The sequence below is a fragment of the Clostridium pasteurianum DSM 525 = ATCC 6013 genome, from assembly GCF_000807255.1.
In the GTDB taxonomy this organism is placed as follows: Bacteria; Bacillota; Clostridia; order Clostridiales; family Clostridiaceae; genus Clostridium_I; species Clostridium_I pasteurianum.
The window spans coordinates 1,006,803-1,024,417 of the sequence record NZ_CP009268.1; the positions used below are offsets into that span (position 1 = coordinate 1,006,803).

A 17,615-nucleotide genomic window follows, 5' to 3' on the forward strand; every position below is an offset into this window, starting at 1 on the left:
AAATTTCAAGGAGGATAATGCCATGAAAAAAGAAATTGAAGTCTTTAATTATGCTAATGAGATTATGAAAGCGGTGAAAACAGGTGTTTTGTTGACTACAAAAGTAGATGACAAAATAAACTCTATGACTATTTCTTGGGGGACACTAGGAATTGAATGGTCAAAACCCATTTTTACAGTTTTCGTTAGAGAAAATCGCTTTACAAAACATCAACTTGAAAAAAATCCTGAATTCACAATAAATATACCATATGGTGCTTTTGACAAAAAGATATTGGGGATTTGCGGGACAAAATCCGGGCGTGAAATTGATAAAATCAAAGAACTTAATTTGACACTTGAAACACCTAATAATGTTTCTGTTCCTGCTATTAAGGAACTTCCTTTAACGCTTGAGTGTAGAGTTGTATATAAGCAAAAACAAGATGAGTGTGAAGTTACAGAGGAAAACAAGAAAATATTTTACCCACAGGATGTTGATAGCTCATTTCACGGTGCAAACAAGGATTTTCATACTGCTTATTATGGAGAGATTGTCAGTGCATATATCATCCAATAGTATATATTGAAGTTCCTTTTCCTTTAGTTCACAAGTAAGATTATGAATAATTGGTTACGTGATAGTGAAAATGTCAATTTTTGAGGTAATGGTGATGATCTTCAAATGCCAGCAAAATCTCTAAAGTATTTTTGAGGCTGCTTTGGAGATTATTTTGTCTACAAGAAATAACATATATAAAAGCATATCATATTTTAATCGTAGATTGCTAATTATAGAAAATAATAGTAATCTATATTTTGCGATTTCTTTTTTCTGTTTAAAGATTTATATAATGTGGTAAAATATATACAATAAGGCATATGAAAATAAATAGGAAGTCAAAGATGGGACGGATATTTTTCACCTGACTAACTTGGCGTAAGTCTCCCAAGCATTCTGTACAGCCCTCATACAAAATTAAAAACTCTGCTTGCACTCTGTGAAAGTGGGAGTTCAACGCCAAGTAAGCCATGCATTTGCAGTTCTAAAATTTAGATGGGGTAAAAGAATCCCCACCTAAATTAAGAACTTGCTTCAATCATACAAGGAAACAGGTTCCGAAGATAGTGAGCTATCAGAGGGTTCTGTTGACGCAGTAGGATTAAAAATAGACTAGCATACTGACTAGTTATTTATTTGAATGTGCCTAAGCGGGGTGAGAGAATAATGGAAAAAGAGTTTAATGTTACAGGAACCTGTATACCAGAGATGCATTATATGGTGAATACATCTGATAAATTAGAAAAGATAATTAAATTAATTGAAAAAGCAAAATATTTTATAATAAATAGACCAAGGCAGTATGGAAAGACCACTACTTTATATATGCTGGAAAGAATACTTGATAAAAATAGCGAATACCTAATTATATCCACAAGTTTTGAAGGGGTAGGAGATTTAATTTTTGAAGAAGAACAAAGATTTGTAAAAGAGTTTTTACAGATATTAGCTGACAGTTTGTTTTTACAGCATGAAGATTTAGCTGATTTTTTGGAAGAACAAAAGAGCAAAGTTAATAGTTTCAATGATTTATCAAAGGCTATAGCAAGATTTATTATAAAAGTAAATAAAAAAGTAATACTGATGATAGATGAAGTAGATAAAAGCAGTAACAATCAGCTGTTTTTAAGCTTTTTAGGTATGCTGAGAAACAAATATCTACTTAGAAATTCCGGGAAAGATAAAACCTTTCACAGCGTAATATTAGCAGGAGTACATGATGTAAAGACTTTGAAATTAAAGATAAGACCAGATGAGGAACATAAATATAATAGTCCTTGGAATATAGCTTCAGATTTTGATGTGGATATGAGTTTTTCAAAAGAAGAAATAGAAACCATGTTAGATGACTACATAAAGGATAAAAATGTAAAATTAGATAGGGAATATTTCTCGGAGAAGCTTTATTTTTATACTTCAGGATATCCATTTCTCGTGAGCAAATTGTGTAAGATAATAGATGAAAAGATTATGGATAAGAATCATAAGGTGTGGAAAAATGAATATCTAGACTTGGCTGTAAAAGAACTTCTAAAGGAAGACAACACAAACTTTCAAAGTCTCATTAAAAATATTGAAAATAATAAAGAATTATATGATTTTATCAGCAGAATAATCTTAGAAGGAGAAAGTATAACTTATATAAAGACAGATGAAATAGTAAATCTTGGAACCATATATGGTATTCTAAAAGAACAAAATGGCAATTGTAAAATAAACAACAGAATTTATGAACAGCTTCTTTATAATCATATGATGATGAAGGTCATAAGAAAAAATAAATATGCTGAAATGTCCAATTACAACTATCGATTAAATTTTATAGAAAAAGATGGCAGCTTAAATGTAAGAAAAATACTATTGAAATTTCAGGAATTTATGAAGCATGAGCACTCAGAAAAAAGAGTAGCTTTTTTAGAAGAGGATGGGAGACTACTGTTTCTTGCCTTTTTAAGTCCCATAATAAATGGCACAGGCTTTGCTTTTAAAGAATTAAAGGGTGGAGAGGAAAAAAGGTTTGATATAGTTATAACCTATCAAAAAAAGATGTATATACTGGAGCTTAAAATATGGCGTGGAGACAAATATCATGAAAAGGGACTTGTACAACTGGGGGAATATCTAGAGCAGTATGGATTAGAGGAGGGGTACCTCTTAATATTTGACTTTAGAAAAGTTAAGGGAGTATCAGGAAAGACAGAAGAAGTAACCGTTAAGGTTAATGAAAGGGAAAAGAAGATTATGGAGGTTTATTGCTGATTATTATTAATAATGTATAAACTTACCACATATAATTTAAATACTTATTTCATCTTCTGTTTACGTATGAGATATAAAAAATAGTTATATAATAATTTTCCATATTTTCATTTACAACTACAGATTATCATAGTATTATTTTCATGTAATTCAATTAAAATAAACAATAATTAAAAAATACTTGACTTTAAACAAAGCTGTGTAGGTTACCTACAACTTATCAAATAGATTTAACTGTACTGAGGATAATTTATGCTCGTAGCTGGGCATTTTCAAAGATATATTATATTTATTACAAGCCTCCTGAAGAATATTAGAAAGCTTCTTATAATTGTTCACGGAACAGCTATATTTATAGCCAAAGCTTTTTTCATATTTTTTACGTATACCAGGAAACATGGAATCCAGTTTGCTGTAATAATAGGCTCTTTGCCTGTCTCTAAGGGACATGCCTAGCCAGGGAACAATATGATTAACACCATAATGGGCAGCTCTATTTACAATATTAATAATATTTTCTTCATTATCTTCTATAAAGGGCAAAATAGGCATCATGGTTATACTTGTAACAATACCAGCTTTTGAAAGTACTCCTAAGGCTTTTAGTCTATCTGTGGCTGGAGAAGCAAAAGGCTCTACCTTTCTTGCCAGATCATCATTGGTGGTAGTTATAGTTATAGCCACAGAAGCATAAATTTTGTTTATTTCCTGGAGAATATCAATATCTCTTAGCACTAAATTACTTTTAGTTATCAGGTGAACTGGGTAATTATAATCTGAAATAACTTTAAGTGCTTTACGGGTAAGTTCATACTTCTTTTCTGCTGGTGTATAAGGGTCCCCCATGGCACCTGTACCTATCGTACCTTTTTTTCTTTTAGATGATAACTCCTTCCTTAATAGCTCTGCTGAATTTATTTTTACTATAAGGTCATCAAAATTTTCAATACCATAACACTCACTTCTGGAATCGCAGTATATACACTGATGCTGGCAGCCCCGGTAGCTATTGAAAGTGTATTTAACTCCAAACCAACGAGAAGGATCTTTACTAGTGGATAACATTGATTTAGCTTCTATTTCCTTTATCAAATAAATTCACCTTCCCTTAGATCATAGTGTACATTAAAATGTGCTCCTAATTTTTAAAACTTAATTTTTCAATTAAATAAAGTTTTAATCTACTATTTTAATATTAGATGTAGATTATACATAATTGTAATAAACATTAATTAAAAGGTATGTAAACAATCTTATCGCGTGGACTTGAAAAATACTTTTCAACGGTATCTATCCACTTTTTAAAGTGTTCTGTTTCAAGATGATCTTCCATAGCCTCTTCAGATTTATAGCCTTCATACAGTAAAAATTTATTTGGTTCATCTTTGCATTGAAGGAAATCAAAGTGCACAATGCCTTCTTCCTTTCTTGAATTATCTCTATTTTCTATAGTGGCCTCAATAAATTCTTTTATATTCTCTGATTTTATGTAAAAAGTAACGTTTTTAACTATCATCTTTAATTTCTCCTTTATTATAATAATATATAAATTTACTTAGTATTTAGTGCTATAGGCAAGTTTTTAGATAAGATACTTAAGCAATTATATTATAAAAAATTATACCATATTATTCTAGAAATTTATAATTACATATAGTAATTTTATTATGATAAACTTACAAGTTAATAGGTTGCTATATTGTTAGACTATCAATGAATCTTACTTAGTTAAAGTTTGTACTCCAATTAAGTAAGATTCATTGATGTTTAACCTTGGGTGTTTATACTTACTTTTTTATATACAAATGTACCTAGTGCAATTCCAGTAACAATAACCATTGCCACTGCAGCTAATTTTTTCATTCTATTTCCTCCTCTATTCTTTGAAAATAAAGTGATTTCATTTATAATAAATTGTTTACTATCCAGATATTTTGCAGGAATCGCAGGAACAAGAACAGTTCCACAGTTCATCAGCCACAGGAGCCCAATTCTTTGCAACATTGAAACATTTGCCGGACAAATCATGTACATCTTCCGGATTCTGAAAATCCGTTGAGTGAGCACCAGAGGTTTCAATTATATTTGACAATGCACCAGGATTATCAAGAAGAGGACATGGACGCAGATGGTTATCATTAAAGGGTTGTCCCTTTCTGTAGGCTTTAAATAGCGGTGACTGTAAAGCCTGCAGCAGTGTCTTTTCTCTAATATTTGAATCTGAATAATGAACAAATGCACAAGGTTCCATATCACCATTTGCATTTATGTGAAGATATCGTCTTCCCCCTGCAAGGCATCCACCTGAATATTCACCATCATTCCAAAAGTCCAATGTGAAGATAGGCTTAGTATGTCTGAATTTACGAATTTGATTATACATGAATTCACGCTGTGAAGCAGTTACCATCAGCTCAGGAACAGCTTCCTTTCCAACTGGCATATAGGTAAAGAACCAGCAGAATTTGGCACCCCATGCAATCATCTGATCAAAATATTCTTCTGAACCAATCATGTCTACATTTTTGCTTGTATAACAGCATGAAATTCCGAAGGGAAGTTTCTTTTCCTTTAACAGTGCCATAGCTCTTTCTACTTTTTTAAAGATACCGTCACCGCGTCTGAAATCTGTATCTTTCTCAAAACCTTCTACGCTGATGGTAGGAATAAAATTTTTCACCCTGAGCATTTCATCAGCAAAAGCCTCATCAATAAGAGTACCGTTTGTAAAAGAAGTAAACTGGCAATCCGGGTGAGCCTCACACAATTTGATAATATCTGACTTTCTAACCAAAGGTTCTCCTCCTGAAAAAAGGAAGAAGTGAGTTCCAAGTTCATTAGCTTGATTGATAATGCTGTCAAGCTCATCATAGGTCATATTTAATTTATTGCCATATTCAGCAGCCCAACAGCCGGTACAATGTAAATTGCAGGCAGAAGTAGGATCCATTAAAATTGCCCAGGGTATATTACAGTCGTATTTTTCTTCTATTTTTCTCTGCATTGGATATCCCACCATAACTGCATTGATGAGAAAATTTCGGAAGGTTGTCTGCAATACTCCAGCATCTATATCATTGTACAATCCCATTATATACTGATACCATATATTTTGTGGATCATCTATAATTCTATGGAATAGGTTACGCTGCACTTTCCAATTATCAGCTTTGTCAAATTCATCTGCCCATTTAAGTAATTTTGGAAGTTTTTCTACAGGATTTCCTGATACATATTCCATAGCTTTTTCAAGTAAAAAAGCACTTGCTTTCTTTTTTAAGTTCATGATAATTTCCTCCAAATATTATATTTTATTTATTTTTCTAATAATCTGTTTGCCTTTTCGCAAGTGTTATAAATAATATCGTATTGCTCGTCAATAAGCGGAGTTACCTTTTCTATTTTCTTATTTCTGATTTTTACATAGCAGAAATAAGGGAGAATCCACCCTAAGAATCCAGGAATTGCAAAGATGATAGAAAGAGGGAGCATACCTCCTATATGACTGAACACAGAAAGTGCCATAAATGCTGTTCCCAAGATACCAAAGCCATAAGCAAATGCTGAGGCACCGATGTTTTTAGACTTTTCAAGATTTTCAATTTGCCTTGCACAACTTTCAAACTGTCTCTGAAGCCTAGTTAGCTCTATCTTATTTCTTATTTTACGATTTCTCTTAAACTTAAGATTAACAGTATTGATTCCCGGTATATCAGATGATGATGTTCCTTCCAGTAACCAGCCAAAATTAGCATAGCTGTCTGCCCATATAGATTCCATATCACGTGCTACAGTAACATCCCTGTACTCATAACCTACAAAATTATTTTTATTTGATTCTTCCATAATTGTTATCTCCTTAATATATCTCGTGTACAAGGTATTTAAAGCCCCTTGTCATGGCAATTTATACATAGACTATATGTAAATAATGTACTCTATACTTTTTCATATAAATTTCCTCTTAATATTTCCAATTGTTGTTTTAGTTTCTTATTTTCAAATTCTAATTCTTTAATTTTTTTATCTTTAGCCATTATAATAATATCTTTTGACTTATCGGTCTTATCATATTTAAGTTTTTGTTTTATAACTTTTTCAGTTTGTTTATCTCTAAGCTTTTCGATTCTTTGTTTAACTTCTTCATTTTTATACATAAAAGTTTTAGATACTCCACTTAAATTAGACACACTATTAAAATTAATTTTTTCTCCTTTTAATGAAAGTTCTCTAATGGCTTTATCAACTTTTTCTAAAGTCACTTCTGTTTTTTGTTTTGCGTATTCTTTCAACCCTTTAGTATTATCTGCCATTATAAATCCTCCCTTGATTTACCATTCTTATGAACTAATTTATGTTCTCTAACTTTTTCTAATGTTTTCTCCAGTATATCTAAATAATGCTCATTCTTTTCAGCCCATAATTCTCTACGACATCTATTACTTACTTCTATTTGAGTTCTTACCTTCTGTATCTCTTCCTCATATTCAGGAATATTTTCAGTAGTAGTACAAAAGCTGCCACAGTTTAAACAATGATTCATTTGCTGCCTACATGGAGATTTAGTAGGCTTAAAACATATTCCGAAAGGAACTCTAACAGCATCTAAATTTTTTTTAACATATTCATATCGTATAAGGCTTTCGCCTTTGTCTGACGATAACTCTATTTTTTCAAGTTTATTGGTTTTAGTATCAACCTTAAATAATTCTAAGTCCTCAGTATTCTTCCATTTCTCGTAGAGAGTATTTTCACTTACAGTTGCATAATATACTGTCATTTGCAAGCTTTGATGTCCTAATATTTGTTGTATAATACTTATACCCATACCTTGTTCTACATATTCTTTAGCTCTTGTATGTCTTAATGAATGAAGTCTAAAATGATATAATTCACCATTAACATCTCTAATATCTTTTTGTTCAATAAGTCTTTTAATTGTAAGCAATAAAGAATGTTTCGCCAATGGGTTTCCTTTTAATTTACCTTCATAAGTATTAAATAAATATTTTTTAAAGTTGTTTTCTTCCGTACTCAATTCTTTGGCCTTATTAATACATTTTTGAACCATCTCAGCCACCTTATCCCTAATCGGGATTTTAAGGAGTGCTATACCCGTCTTTGTTATTTCTCCACAAAGATAATAATTGTAATTTTCTTCTTTGTTATTCCATATTTTCTCTAAACAATTGTTATATCTAAGATTCAATATATCAGTGCCACGCCATCCTGTTTCCCTAAGTAAAATATAAATAGGTATGTATTGTGGTCTATCTAAAGCCATAATATTATTATCTAATTGTTTTAATATAGGTTCTGGAACAAATTTAGCTTTCTTAACTTCATCCTTATTTAGTTCTCTTTTAGGAATATCACCTTGAAATATTAAAAATGCTACTTCCTTTTTAGGAGCTTTATCATATTGAGCCATTTGTATATATTCTAAAAATGTTCTTATATAAGATACAAATTTACATCTATAAGTTGGATTTTTGTATCTATAATCATTACCTAACCAATATAAATAATTCTCTATATCTTTTCTTGATAAATGTTCTATAAATCCATCAATATATCCATTAGAATAAAACTTATTTAAAAAGTAATTTAAATTATTTAAAATCTGACAACAATGATTCCAACTTTTTTTGTAATAATAGTTTTGAAATATTTTTTTATAGTTTCTCTATAATAAATAGGAATAGTACTAAAATTAAGTTGATTATTTACTCCATTATTAGCTCCACTTGCAGGAATTTTAGCACCATTAATATTTTTTGAATACCATATATCTTTTTCAGTTTCTTCTCTGTCATCATAGAAATCTTTGATGAAATCTAGAATAGAAGGTAAACCTTTCATTTCTTGTGAAGTCATTACATTATTAATCAACAAATAATTGTTAAATTTTAGACTAAAAGATTCTTTATCAATAGAATTAAAAGTTTCAAGAAACTTATAGTATTTATTTATAAAGACAGAAAAATGTTTAAATGTATTTCCTAACTTTACAATATAAGTATTCTTCAACAGGTTATTTTTAAAGTTGTAAGTAATATAATATTTAATTTCATTTTTAATATATTGATTTTTAAACTTATCAAAATCAATATATCTTACAGCATAGATTTTCTTCCCTACAAAGAATTTTTCAGTTAAATCCCATTTGTCATTATTTATCCAATATTCATTGTCTTGTTTCAAATACTCAATTATTTCACCATATTTATTCTGTTGATTACTTCTAATTTCTTGTATTTTCACACTATTTATCTCCTTCATTATAAATATCTAATTTTAAGTTAGATTGAGTTTTATTGAACTCTTCCATTATTTCTTTATCCGAAGGATGTATATATGTGTTTAAAGTAGTATAGATATTTTTATGACCAGCTCTTATTCTAAGTAATTCAGGTTGCCATCCTGCCATTCTAAGTACTGTTAATGAACTGTGTCTAAACATATGTGGCGTAGCATATATATTAGTTTTCTTTACCAATTTTCTGAATAAATTATCTATATCAATGTAGTTCATTGACTTATATTGATGTTTACCACTTATTTTTATAAATACATGATTAGTTTCAACTTCATCAGTATGGTATTCAGCTATATATTCCATAAACATATCAGCTAAATTTTGTGAAATATCAATTCTACGAGGACTTGATACTGTCTTAATCTCTGCATTATTCTCAAGTTCACCTCGGTCTTTGATGTCAATAATCATATCACTTACATCAAAATCTTCTATCCATAAACTCAAGGCTTCGCCTATTCTCATACCTGTTTCATAGAGTAGTAATAATAAAAACTTATCTCTTAGATTATTACAAGCTCTAACGAGCATTTCTATTTCATCTTTTTTTAAAGTTTTAGGTTTGGATTTTGGAACTTTGATCCTTAATATATTGCTTGTAACTTTCTTCTGTTCATGAGCTATTCCATATAAAAATCCTTTAAAATTTCTACTTGGAGCAGATAAAAATTTCTTTAACCTATCTGAAATATTGTTGCTATATTCTTCATGTCTTAAAATATAGTCATAGAACGCTAAAACTGTATTTACTATTACATTGATAGTTCTTGGACTTCTTGCTGAATCTATTTTATCTGTGGGAATAACCTTTAGACTCTTATAAGGATTTTGTAACCAATTCACAAATAATGCTAAGTCATCAATAGTTACCTTTTGAAAATTCAATTCCCTTTGTTCTAAATATTCAAAATATAGCTTCAAATGTTGACAGTACATTCGCAAAGTATTTCTTGCATAGTTTGTATTATCCCTAAACCTAATGAACTTTAATATTGATTCTACAGGCAACCCCTCTTTATCAGCTACATAATATCTCTCTTTATCATCTTCAGTTCTTACTTTTACTACTTCCATATTTCTATCTTCACTCCTATGGTCTATTTATTCTAACCATAGGCTTTACTATAATTACTTTAATTATTCTAACTATTTATATAGTAATTTAAGTTATATTCTTATATAAAAGTAGTACATAAAACACTGTAAATACTATTTAATTTCCTACACTATATTTCTTTTCAATATAATAATTTATTAAATTAATTCATATTTCGTATCAATATCTTTAGTTGATGTAATTATTATGGCAAGTGAGTGTTTGAGAATTGTCAAAGAAATGTTTGAGAAATATTAATAAAAAATCTTATATGTCTTAAAAATATCAGATTTTAATGAGATTCTTATAAAATGACTAATTATTTTTATCTTGTATTTCATAGAATTTTTGTTTTAAGAATTTTGACCTTAACATCATATAAATGCCAATCAGTGCCGACATACTTCCAAAGACAATGCCTGAAAGTCCATTAAAAAATGTGGCATCACCTTTATGTGAAATCGACATAATAGCCACCTGTGTCAATACTAAGCAAATCAAAGTTGAGGAAAGACCTATAAGCTTAATCTCTTCAGATATGAGATTTTTTGTCTTCCGCGCTTTAATGTAATCTTTGATAATAAGAAATAGTTCCGTAAAAGTATACACGGCAATAATTAATGTAATATTCATATTATATTGCATGGGTTTTTCTTTGGAGAACATACTGAGTGAATAAACTACATAACACAGACTGGCTCCTAAAATTGATGCTCCTATTTCAAAGTAACTCTGAATCTGTTTCTTTTGTTCTTTCTCCTGTGCTCTGATTGCACCATATTTAGCAATTCCCATTCCTGCACTATATAAAGCATTAACAAAAACAAAGCCCGACAGAGTTATACAACTTAAGATAACTTTTCCAAGTACGAGAGCAACATCTTTTTTCAGTGATAGTCTTGTAAAAATAATCATTCTATTATTACGTATATGGTAGTACAAGTTTCTATTTTTTTCATTTGTTAGTAATACATACCACAATATATAACCGGTTAAACTTAGTGTACCGCCACCAAATACAATCCCCGTAATTCCAATCAATTGTTCTATGTTCTCGGTATCAGAAATAGATAACGTAACACTTACCAGAAGAGCAAAATTTATTAAGGCGTAGGCGTAATTCATAATACGATATGATTTTATCAATATATCGGTATAATTTTTTATAATCATATAATAGCGTAACATGAATAACAGGTTGATTCCTGCCAAAAATACAACGATGATTGCCACAGATATGTTAATCATTTGACTTTCTAAAAAAAACATTAATATTCCACATCCCAAAATGCCAAGTGATGCAATTGATAAAATAAAATTTCCACATAGGCATCTGACATACATTTTCTTTTCTGAAATCCATGTTACTTCTTTTCCTTTTTTGTCTGTAAATCTTAATAACATTATTGCTCTGATAAGTACATTGATAGAAAGATATATGGAACAGGCTATGAAAAAGTAAGAATCTGCACTAACACATGCAATTAAGGTTACTAAAATAATTATTATTTCAAGAGGTATTGTTTTTCTGACTTCTTTTAAAAGCTTAGGAGTAGTTTTCATGAGTCTAGCTTCTTTTTTTATTATCCTTTGCTTTATTATTTTTCTTCCAATAATTTTAAATAAATCTTTATTAATCAATGTCTAGTTACATCCTTTCATACAAGCAAGTCCAATGGGGTAAAATCTTTCTTTAATAAACTTATTAATTCTAGAAATTAAAGAAGCAGCATAAACCTTATAAGGGTTAATTTATGACCGCCTCTATTGATTTTTATGTGATTATTAATTATTTTTTTTAAAATACTTAAAAACACCAAATGCAACTACTACAATAATGATAACTGCAATTACTTTACCCATCTTATTTCACCTCCTTTGAAGCAAGTTCTTAATTCAGGTGGGGATTCTTTTACCCCATCTTAATTTTAGAACTGCAAATGCATGGCTTACTTGGCGTTGAACTCCTACTTGAAGAAGGGGGAGACTTGCGGCAAGTTAGTCAGGTTAAAAATTTTTATTACTAAATTAAATCATTTGCTTCTTTACAAATTTCATATACATTGTCATACTGTTTTTCTATGGGTGAAGCTAATTTTTTTGTTTTATTTATTTTAATTGTTTTATAAAGAAAATAAGATAAAATCCATGCGGCAAATCCAGGTACTGCCAAAATTATACAGAGTTGAAGCATTCCTGCAAGATAGCTGAAGGTTGAACCTGCCATAAATACTGTTCCGACAATTCCTATTGAATATGCCACAATTTTGGCTGTTGTACTTTTAGATTTTTCCAAACGATCAATTTCTTTTGCACTGTTTTCAAACTGAAGCTGTAAACGGTTAAGATCTCCTTTTCTCTGTATATCCTTATCACGTTTGAAAATTAAATCTACCTTAGTTTCTGATTCATGGTCACGCACCATCTTTGAAAAATGACTGCCTGGGAAAATAGCAAGTGGAGAAACCATAACCCTAATTGGTCCCCAAGCATGTTTTACAATGGTGGGACGGCTTTTTTCCAGGTTCCATCCAAAATTTTTATACCCATCTGTCCATAGAGATTCTATATCACTTTTTACGGTTACATTTTTATACTCATAGCCTATAAATTTGTTTTCTTTTTCCATGATTAAATTTTCCTCTCAAATATAAAATTTTTACATATTTTAAGTAAATTCTGATTGCTTTCCTTTGATGTATACATTATGATTTAAAAATGTTTGAGAGTTGTCAAAGAATTGTTTGTAAAATGTTAATGTTAAAAAATATGAAAGTACATTAAGTGGTATAAAAATGAAAAAGCAGTTTTAAATTCATATCTATTTAGAATTTAAAACTGCTTTTTTATATATTAGGAATTTAAAAATTTTTTGTATAAAAATATTGCCCGGCAGGGCTTGAAAAATCTAATGTTAGAAGTTTGAGGAAAATATTACAAGTAATATTTTGGAATAGGATTTTTGATATAATTATTAGCAAATTTAGTGATTGGTGATGATTATGCAAGGTGTTATAAAACAAATATTTGTGGATAATTGGGAAAAATTCAGTGAGATATATAAAGGGAAAATTAGAGCTAACATAAGTAGAGAAGTTGATAAGATGATTAATTGTAAATCCTTAGATAATGGATTTATTGAGTTTAAGTGTGAAAATTGTGGTCATATAAAAAGAGTTGGATTTAGCTGTAAAAGTAGATTTTGTACCTCATGTGGTAAGAAAAAATCTGAAGAATGGTCTGATGAAATGGTGGCAAGACTTATTAACTCAAAGCATAGACATATGGTATTTACAATTCCACAGGAACTTAGAATATATTTTGCTAGGGATAGAAAACTATTATCATTATTACCTAAATGTTCAGCAAAAGCAATTATGAGCTGGTTTAGAGATTTAAATAAAAAAGAATGTTTTACACCAGGAATAATCTCAGTAATTCATACTTTTGGAAGAGACTTAAAATGGAATCCACATGTTCACTTAATTGTCACCGAAGGTGGTGCTGGAGAAATTACAATTTGGAGGAATACAAAACATATAAATTATACAGCACTAAGGAAAAGATGGCAAAAAATATTGTTAGACGAAATAGGAATTAATCTTAAAAGTGGAAAAAAAGAATTTAAAAAATTAAAAAATAAGCTATATAAAAGGTTAGAGAATGGATTTTATGTATATGGAAAAGGTGAAATAAAAACAGCAAAGCAAGCAGGAAAGTATGTTGGAAGATATACAGCAAGACCAGCTATCGCTGAATCAAGAATAATAAAGTATGATGGTAAAAAAGTAACTTTTCGTTATGAAAGACATGAAGATGGTGAAGAAGTTGTAGAGGAAATAGATGTTATTGATTTTATAGGTAGAGTAATAAGACACATACCAGAAAAGAATTTTAAGATGATAAGATATTATGGAATATATGCTAAAAACACAAGACATAAAAATAAATTTTTTAAGTTGGTAAATGAAAAAGTTGCTGAGTTCAAAAGAAAAATTAATAATTGGCAAACAAGAATACTTCTTACATTTGGAGTGAATCCATTAAAATGTGAAAAGTGTGGAACACAGATGAAATTTCATGATATATACTATAAAAATGTAAGTGTAAGAGAAAAATTTAAAGAGAAAATAATAGGTGAAAACAAAATAAAAATTGAAGAGATAATGTACAATTATGGTGTGATTAAGGGAATAATTCGTGATAAAATAGAGCCATTATATGTATAAAGGAAGGTAGTTATTATGGCTAAAAAGAATAAAAAAATAAAAGATAAACAAAGGGCAAAATATAAAGCTAAATTGAAAGAAAATTTAATTGAAGAAGACGGAGTCTTATATATATGTACAGAATGTGGAGTTGAAGAATATATACCAAGGGATGTAGTTGAGATGTTTGATGAAATAGATGATGAAAATGTAATTGAACCTCCTACATTTAGTTGCGAGAAATGCGGAGCTATAATGAGACCAAGAAAATATGACGGAGTTCATGGTATAACTTATGAGTATTAAAATGCGGAGCATCAATATGCTTCGCAAAGGTTTTAGCTTTATAAAAATATTATGAAATAGATATGCTAAGAAATGGGTCTAATTAAAGGGCTTCGCCCAAAAGAAGTTGAGCGAAGCGAAATAACGCGGCTGTGGCCGCTTTTTTAATGCTATATAAATGAAAATATAATTATCTTAATATTTTCATATGAGTATTTTTTGATAACTATTACGATTCCTGAAACTAAAATAAATGCACTGAATATTATTCCAGTAATTGCACTGTATTCTGTAGCATTAGCTGTTTTCTCCATAGTGAGCAGTGTGCACTTAGTGATAACATATTAATTAACTAATATTTACATTTAATTCAACGGTAAATATTGTACCCTGCCCAAGACTGCTCTTCACTGATATTTTGCCGTCAATTAACTCTATTACTTTCAAAGAAAGAGCAAGTCCAAGCCCATTACCTTCCTGAGAGTGGGAGGTATCTCCTTGGTAAAATTTATCAAAGATATGATTAACTGTTTCTTCATCCATACCGCAGCCGCTGTCCTCTACAGTTACTGTTATGGTATCAGAATCTGAAGTCTGCGTTAACTTAACAGTGCCTCCAGGCTCTGTAAACTTTATAGCATTTGAAATTAAATTGTTCCAGACAATTTCCAGCATACTTTCATCTGCACAAATGATTGCACGATCTTCAATATCTGCATGAAATGTAATATTTTTTTCTTCCCATAGATCTTCAAAAGACAGTGCACATTCACAGAGTTGTCTACACAAATCATAGGATTTAGCTGATATACCTATTTCCTGATTTTCTAATTTATTAAGTTTCAATATGTTTGTTACTAGAGCAGTAAGCTTTTCAGATGCATTTATGATAGTATCTGTATATTCCTTTCTTACTTCAGAGCTCAAATCTTCCTTCTGTAATGCCATGGCATAACTTTGTATAACAGAAAGAGGTGTTTTTATTTCATGAGAAACATTGGCAATAAAATCATTTTTGAGGATTTCTGTACTTCCCAATTCTTCTACCATTTTGTTAAAGTCTTCAAACATTACCTCAACATAATCTTTTTTTCCATCTTTGCGAAGGGGTGGAATCCATACAGAATAATCACCCTCTGCAACTTGTTTTGCTGCTTGGCTTAGGATATTCATGGGCTTATCATAGGCAATGTAACGCTGCCTTGAAGTTACAAGACAAAATATCAGGGCAACTATTGCCCAATATCCCATGATTCCAAAAATATAATTCCATGGTATGCTTTCCGGACGTACATAGGAGTTGTATATCATAGCTTGACCGGCAGTTAACACTGACAATATAAAATATGTCCATATAAATCCCATGACAGAGATATGTTTTGTATTAACCCTGTTATCTTTTTCTTTATTTTTACGTCTTTTTTTAATCATGACAATACCGCCTTATAACCAAGACCATGAACTGTTACAATTTTAAAATCCTTGCAGCAGGAGAATTTATCCCGCAGCTTTGTTATATATACGTCTACAGCTCTAAGGCTGGTATTACTTTCAACTCCCCAAAACTCATCCATAAGCTGTGCTCGTGCAAAGGTATGTTTTGGATAGGATAACATTTTATAAAGAATATTAAATTCTCTTAATGTAACAGGAATTTCCTCATCATTAACGGTTGCTGTCATTTCATCAGCATTCATAATAAGACTTCCTACAACAAGTTTTCTTTCGTTGGCAATATTTGCACGCCGAAGCAGTGCACCTACACGCATTAAAAGTTCATCCATATTTATTGGTTTAACCATATAATCATCTATTCCTGCACGAAAACCTTTTTGCTTTGATGCAATATCATCACGAGCAGTCATAAATAAAATTGGTATTTTTTGATTAATATTTCTGACAGTTTCAGCAAACTCAAAGCCATCTATTTCAGGCATCATAATATCTGAAATAATTAAATCATATAGACTATTATACATATAATCATAAGCTTCACGAGGATTTAAGCAGCCTGTTGCACGGTAACCATTATTATTTAAATATGCACATACAATTTGATTCAATTTTACATCATCTTCTACTACAAGTATATTTACCATAAAATATTCACACCTTTCTATTTAAAAACACTTTTTCTATAAATCGAAGTAAAAGCACTAGAAATCTATTTCATCATATATTGTGTGCCATCCTATCATATTAATGTTAAAAAAATGTTAAAGTATATTATATAACTTCAAAAATTTTTCTATCAGATAGTATCTCATTGGACAACTGAATTTATATAACAATTTAATATCACACAGATAAATTAGAATATGTATAATCTATACCTATAAATAAAAGTTATAGATTAATTTGATTAAATTTAAGCTTTCAAAATAATGATACTTAGGGTAATGTATTATTATAACATATCTAGAAGGAAGTCATAAAAACAAATGATATTGAGGGGGTGATGGTAATGAAAAAATATGTAATTTTTGCAGTTGGATGTATTTTGATTGTTATTGCTTCTATAGGAATATTTTTGCCAATTCTTCCAACTACACCTTTTGTTATTCTTGCAGCCATGTGTTTTTCTGCAAGTTCTGAAAAAACTTACAGATTGCTTGTTAAAAATCGCTTTTTTTGGACCTTATATTGAAAATTACAAGAACGGTAGTGGAGTAACGGTTGCAGCAAAGGCAAGAGGAATTATAATGCTGTGGGTACTGCTTATAATATCAGCCATTGCAATGCACAAACTTTGGTCAAGCATTATGTTTGCAGTAATTGGCAGTGCTGTTACAATCCATCTACTTCTATTGAAGACTAAGGGTTTGGAGGAGAGGTCTGATTCATAATATAAAAAATAGTGTTTTAGAATTAAATTATATAATGCTTTTATTAAGTATGGGGAGGAAG

The 17,615-nt window shown here is 30.0% G+C and carries 19 protein-coding genes; 6 read left to right on the forward strand and 13 right to left on the reverse strand.

All coding sequences use genetic code 11. The features are described 5' to 3' along the window. The first annotated feature begins 22 nt into the window (after window positions 1-22). Window positions 23-559 (forward strand): flavin reductase family protein, encoded by a 537-nt coding sequence (locus tag CLPA_RS04535; RefSeq protein WP_003448197.1) that lies wholly within the window; start codon window positions 23-25, stop codon window positions 557-559. Between the two features lie 648 nt (window positions 560-1,207). Continuing rightward, entirely contained in the window at window positions 1,208-2,800 is a 1,593-nt protein-coding gene (locus tag CLPA_RS04540; protein ID WP_003448198.1) for a P-loop NTPase family protein, read from the forward strand. A 210-nt stretch (window positions 2,801-3,010) separates the two neighbouring features. Here CLPA_RS04540 and CLPA_RS04545 read toward each other — a convergent pair whose 3' ends face one another. The 10 genes from CLPA_RS04545 to CLPA_RS04585 all read right to left on the reverse strand — a co-directional run bounded on the left by CLPA_RS04545 (window position 3,011) and on the right by CLPA_RS04585 (window position 12,844). Next, window positions 3,011-3,892, reverse strand: coding sequence for an SPL family radical SAM protein (locus CLPA_RS04545; protein WP_003448199.1), 882 nt, complete (start codon window positions 3,890-3,892; stop codon window positions 3,011-3,013). Between the two features lie 136 nt (window positions 3,893-4,028). After that, window positions 4,029-4,316 (reverse strand): putative quinol monooxygenase, encoded by a 288-nt coding sequence (locus tag CLPA_RS04550; protein WP_003448200.1) that lies wholly within the window; start codon window positions 4,314-4,316, stop codon window positions 4,029-4,031. A gap of 405 nt (window positions 4,317-4,721) precedes the next feature. Continuing rightward, the gene (locus CLPA_RS04555; RefSeq protein ID WP_003448201.1) at window positions 4,722-6,086 is read right to left on the reverse strand and encodes a radical SAM/SPASM domain-containing protein; all 1,365 of its coding nucleotides are present in this window, start codon (window positions 6,084-6,086) and stop codon (window positions 4,722-4,724) included. Window positions 6,087-6,115: 29 nt separating this feature from the next. After that, window positions 6,116-6,646 (reverse strand): hypothetical protein, encoded by a 531-nt coding sequence (locus tag CLPA_RS04560; RefSeq protein WP_003448202.1) that lies wholly within the window; start codon window positions 6,644-6,646, stop codon window positions 6,116-6,118. A gap of 92 nt (window positions 6,647-6,738) precedes the next feature. Further along, window positions 6,739-7,113 (reverse strand): DUF6262 family protein, encoded by a 375-nt coding sequence (locus CLPA_RS04565; protein WP_003448280.1) that lies wholly within the window; start codon window positions 7,111-7,113, stop codon window positions 6,739-6,741. Further along, complete coding sequence (locus CLPA_RS22005; RefSeq protein WP_340140106.1) at window positions 7,113-8,231, reverse strand: tyrosine-type recombinase/integrase; 1,119 nt, start codon at window positions 8,229-8,231, stop codon at window positions 7,113-7,115. Before CLPA_RS22005 ends, CLPA_RS04565 begins: the two co-directional genes overlap by 1 nt. Before the next feature lie 185 nt (window positions 8,232-8,416). After that, window positions 8,417-9,064, reverse strand: a complete 648-nt coding sequence (locus tag CLPA_RS22010) for a hypothetical protein (RefSeq protein WP_340140107.1) — start codon at window positions 9,062-9,064, stop codon at window positions 8,417-8,419. Between the two features lies 1 nt (window position 9,065). Then, on the reverse strand, window positions 9,066-10,193 hold the full coding sequence (locus CLPA_RS04575) for a tyrosine-type recombinase/integrase (protein ID WP_003448282.1): 1,128 nt from the start codon (window positions 10,191-10,193) through the stop codon (window positions 9,066-9,068). A gap of 337 nt (window positions 10,194-10,530) precedes the next feature. After that, entirely contained in the window at window positions 10,531-11,856 is a 1,326-nt protein-coding gene (locus CLPA_RS04580) for a hypothetical protein (protein WP_003444851.1), read from the reverse strand. A 382-nt stretch (window positions 11,857-12,238) separates the two neighbouring features. Further along, complete coding sequence (locus tag CLPA_RS04585) at window positions 12,239-12,844, reverse strand: hypothetical protein (RefSeq protein WP_003444848.1); 606 nt, start codon at window positions 12,842-12,844, stop codon at window positions 12,239-12,241. 373 nt (window positions 12,845-13,217) lie between these two features. On the opposite strand from CLPA_RS04585, the gene CLPA_RS04590 reads away from it, so the two are divergent. Together CLPA_RS04590 and CLPA_RS04595 are read left to right on the forward strand one after the other, a co-directional pair. Beyond that, window positions 13,218-14,444 carry an IS91 family transposase gene (locus tag CLPA_RS04590; RefSeq protein ID WP_003444845.1) on the forward strand — a complete coding sequence of 409 codons (1,227 nt, stop codon included), beginning with the start codon at window positions 13,218-13,220 and terminating at the stop codon, window positions 14,442-14,444. A 15-nt stretch (window positions 14,445-14,459) separates the two neighbouring features. Further along, the gene (locus CLPA_RS04595; protein WP_003444843.1) at window positions 14,460-14,729 is read left to right on the forward strand and encodes an SIR2 family protein; all 270 of its coding nucleotides are present in this window, start codon (window positions 14,460-14,462) and stop codon (window positions 14,727-14,729) included. 149 nt (window positions 14,730-14,878) lie between these two features. On the opposite strand, the gene CLPA_RS21075 is transcribed toward CLPA_RS04595, so the two are convergent. From CLPA_RS21075 to CLPA_RS04605, 3 genes are read right to left on the reverse strand one after another with little or no spacing between them, the layout of a single operon-like run. Further along, window positions 14,879-15,022: a hypothetical protein gene (locus CLPA_RS21075; protein WP_155760356.1), complete on the reverse strand. Its 144-nt coding sequence runs from the start codon at window positions 15,020-15,022 to the stop codon at window positions 14,879-14,881. A gap of 34 nt (window positions 15,023-15,056) precedes the next feature. After that, window positions 15,057-16,139, reverse strand: a complete 1,083-nt coding sequence (locus tag CLPA_RS04600; protein ID WP_003444839.1) for a HAMP domain-containing sensor histidine kinase — start codon at window positions 16,137-16,139, stop codon at window positions 15,057-15,059. Further along, entirely contained in the window at window positions 16,136-16,807 is a 672-nt protein-coding gene (locus CLPA_RS04605) for a response regulator transcription factor (RefSeq protein ID WP_003444836.1), read from the reverse strand. Before CLPA_RS04605 ends, CLPA_RS04600 begins: the two co-directional genes overlap by 4 nt. A gap of 365 nt (window positions 16,808-17,172) precedes the next feature. Here CLPA_RS04605 and CLPA_RS21850 point away from each other — a divergent pair, with 365 nt between their 5' ends. Beyond that, window positions 17,173-17,355: a DUF454 family protein gene (locus CLPA_RS21850; protein WP_003444835.1), complete on the forward strand. Its 183-nt coding sequence runs from the start codon at window positions 17,173-17,175 to the stop codon at window positions 17,353-17,355. After that, window positions 17,321-17,554 carry a DUF454 family protein gene (locus CLPA_RS21855; RefSeq protein ID WP_169316248.1) on the forward strand — a complete coding sequence of 78 codons (234 nt, stop codon included), beginning with the start codon at window positions 17,321-17,323 and terminating at the stop codon, window positions 17,552-17,554. The genes CLPA_RS21850 and CLPA_RS21855 overlap by 35 nt, the downstream gene beginning before the upstream one ends. Window positions 17,555-17,615 lie beyond the last annotated feature (61 nt).

Coding starts and splice junctions, on each gene's coding strand:
- CLPA_RS04535 (WP_003448197.1), top strand. CDS start 23: ATGAAAAAAGAAATTGAAGTCTTTAATTATGCTAATGAGATTATGAAA.
- CLPA_RS04540 (WP_003448198.1), top strand. CDS start 1,208: ATGGAAAAAGAGTTTAATGTTACAGGAACCTGTATACCAGAGATGCAT.
- CLPA_RS04550 (WP_003448200.1), bottom strand. CDS start 4,316: ATGATAGTTAAAAACGTTACTTTTTACATAAAATCAGAGAATATAAAA.
- CLPA_RS04555 (WP_003448201.1), bottom strand. CDS start 6,086: ATGAACTTAAAAAAGAAAGCAAGTGCTTTTTTACTTGAAAAAGCTATG.
- CLPA_RS04560 (WP_003448202.1), bottom strand. CDS start 6,646: ATGGAAGAATCAAATAAAAATAATTTTGTAGGTTATGAGTACAGGGAT.
- CLPA_RS04565 (WP_003448280.1), bottom strand. CDS start 7,113: ATGGCAGATAATACTAAAGGGTTGAAAGAATACGCAAAACAAAAAACA.
- CLPA_RS22005 (WP_340140106.1), bottom strand. CDS start 8,231: ATGGCTCAATATGATAAAGCTCCTAAAAAGGAAGTAGCATTTTTAATA.
- CLPA_RS04575 (WP_003448282.1), bottom strand. CDS start 10,193: ATGGAAGTAGTAAAAGTAAGAACTGAAGATGATAAAGAGAGATATTAT.
- CLPA_RS04585 (WP_003444848.1), bottom strand. CDS start 12,844: ATGGAAAAAGAAAACAAATTTATAGGCTATGAGTATAAAAATGTAACC.
- CLPA_RS04590 (WP_003444845.1), top strand. CDS start 13,218: ATGCAAGGTGTTATAAAACAAATATTTGTGGATAATTGGGAAAAATTC.
- CLPA_RS04595 (WP_003444843.1), top strand. CDS start 14,460: ATGGCTAAAAAGAATAAAAAAATAAAAGATAAACAAAGGGCAAAATAT.
- CLPA_RS21075 (WP_155760356.1), bottom strand. CDS start 15,022: ATGGAGAAAACAGCTAATGCTACAGAATACAGTGCAATTACTGGAATA.
- CLPA_RS04600 (WP_003444839.1), bottom strand. CDS start 16,139: ATGATTAAAAAAAGACGTAAAAATAAAGAAAAAGATAACAGGGTTAAT.
- CLPA_RS04605 (WP_003444836.1), bottom strand. CDS start 16,807: ATGGTAAATATACTTGTAGTAGAAGATGATGTAAAATTGAATCAAATT.
- CLPA_RS21850 (WP_003444835.1), top strand. CDS start 17,173: ATGAAAAAATATGTAATTTTTGCAGTTGGATGTATTTTGATTGTTATT.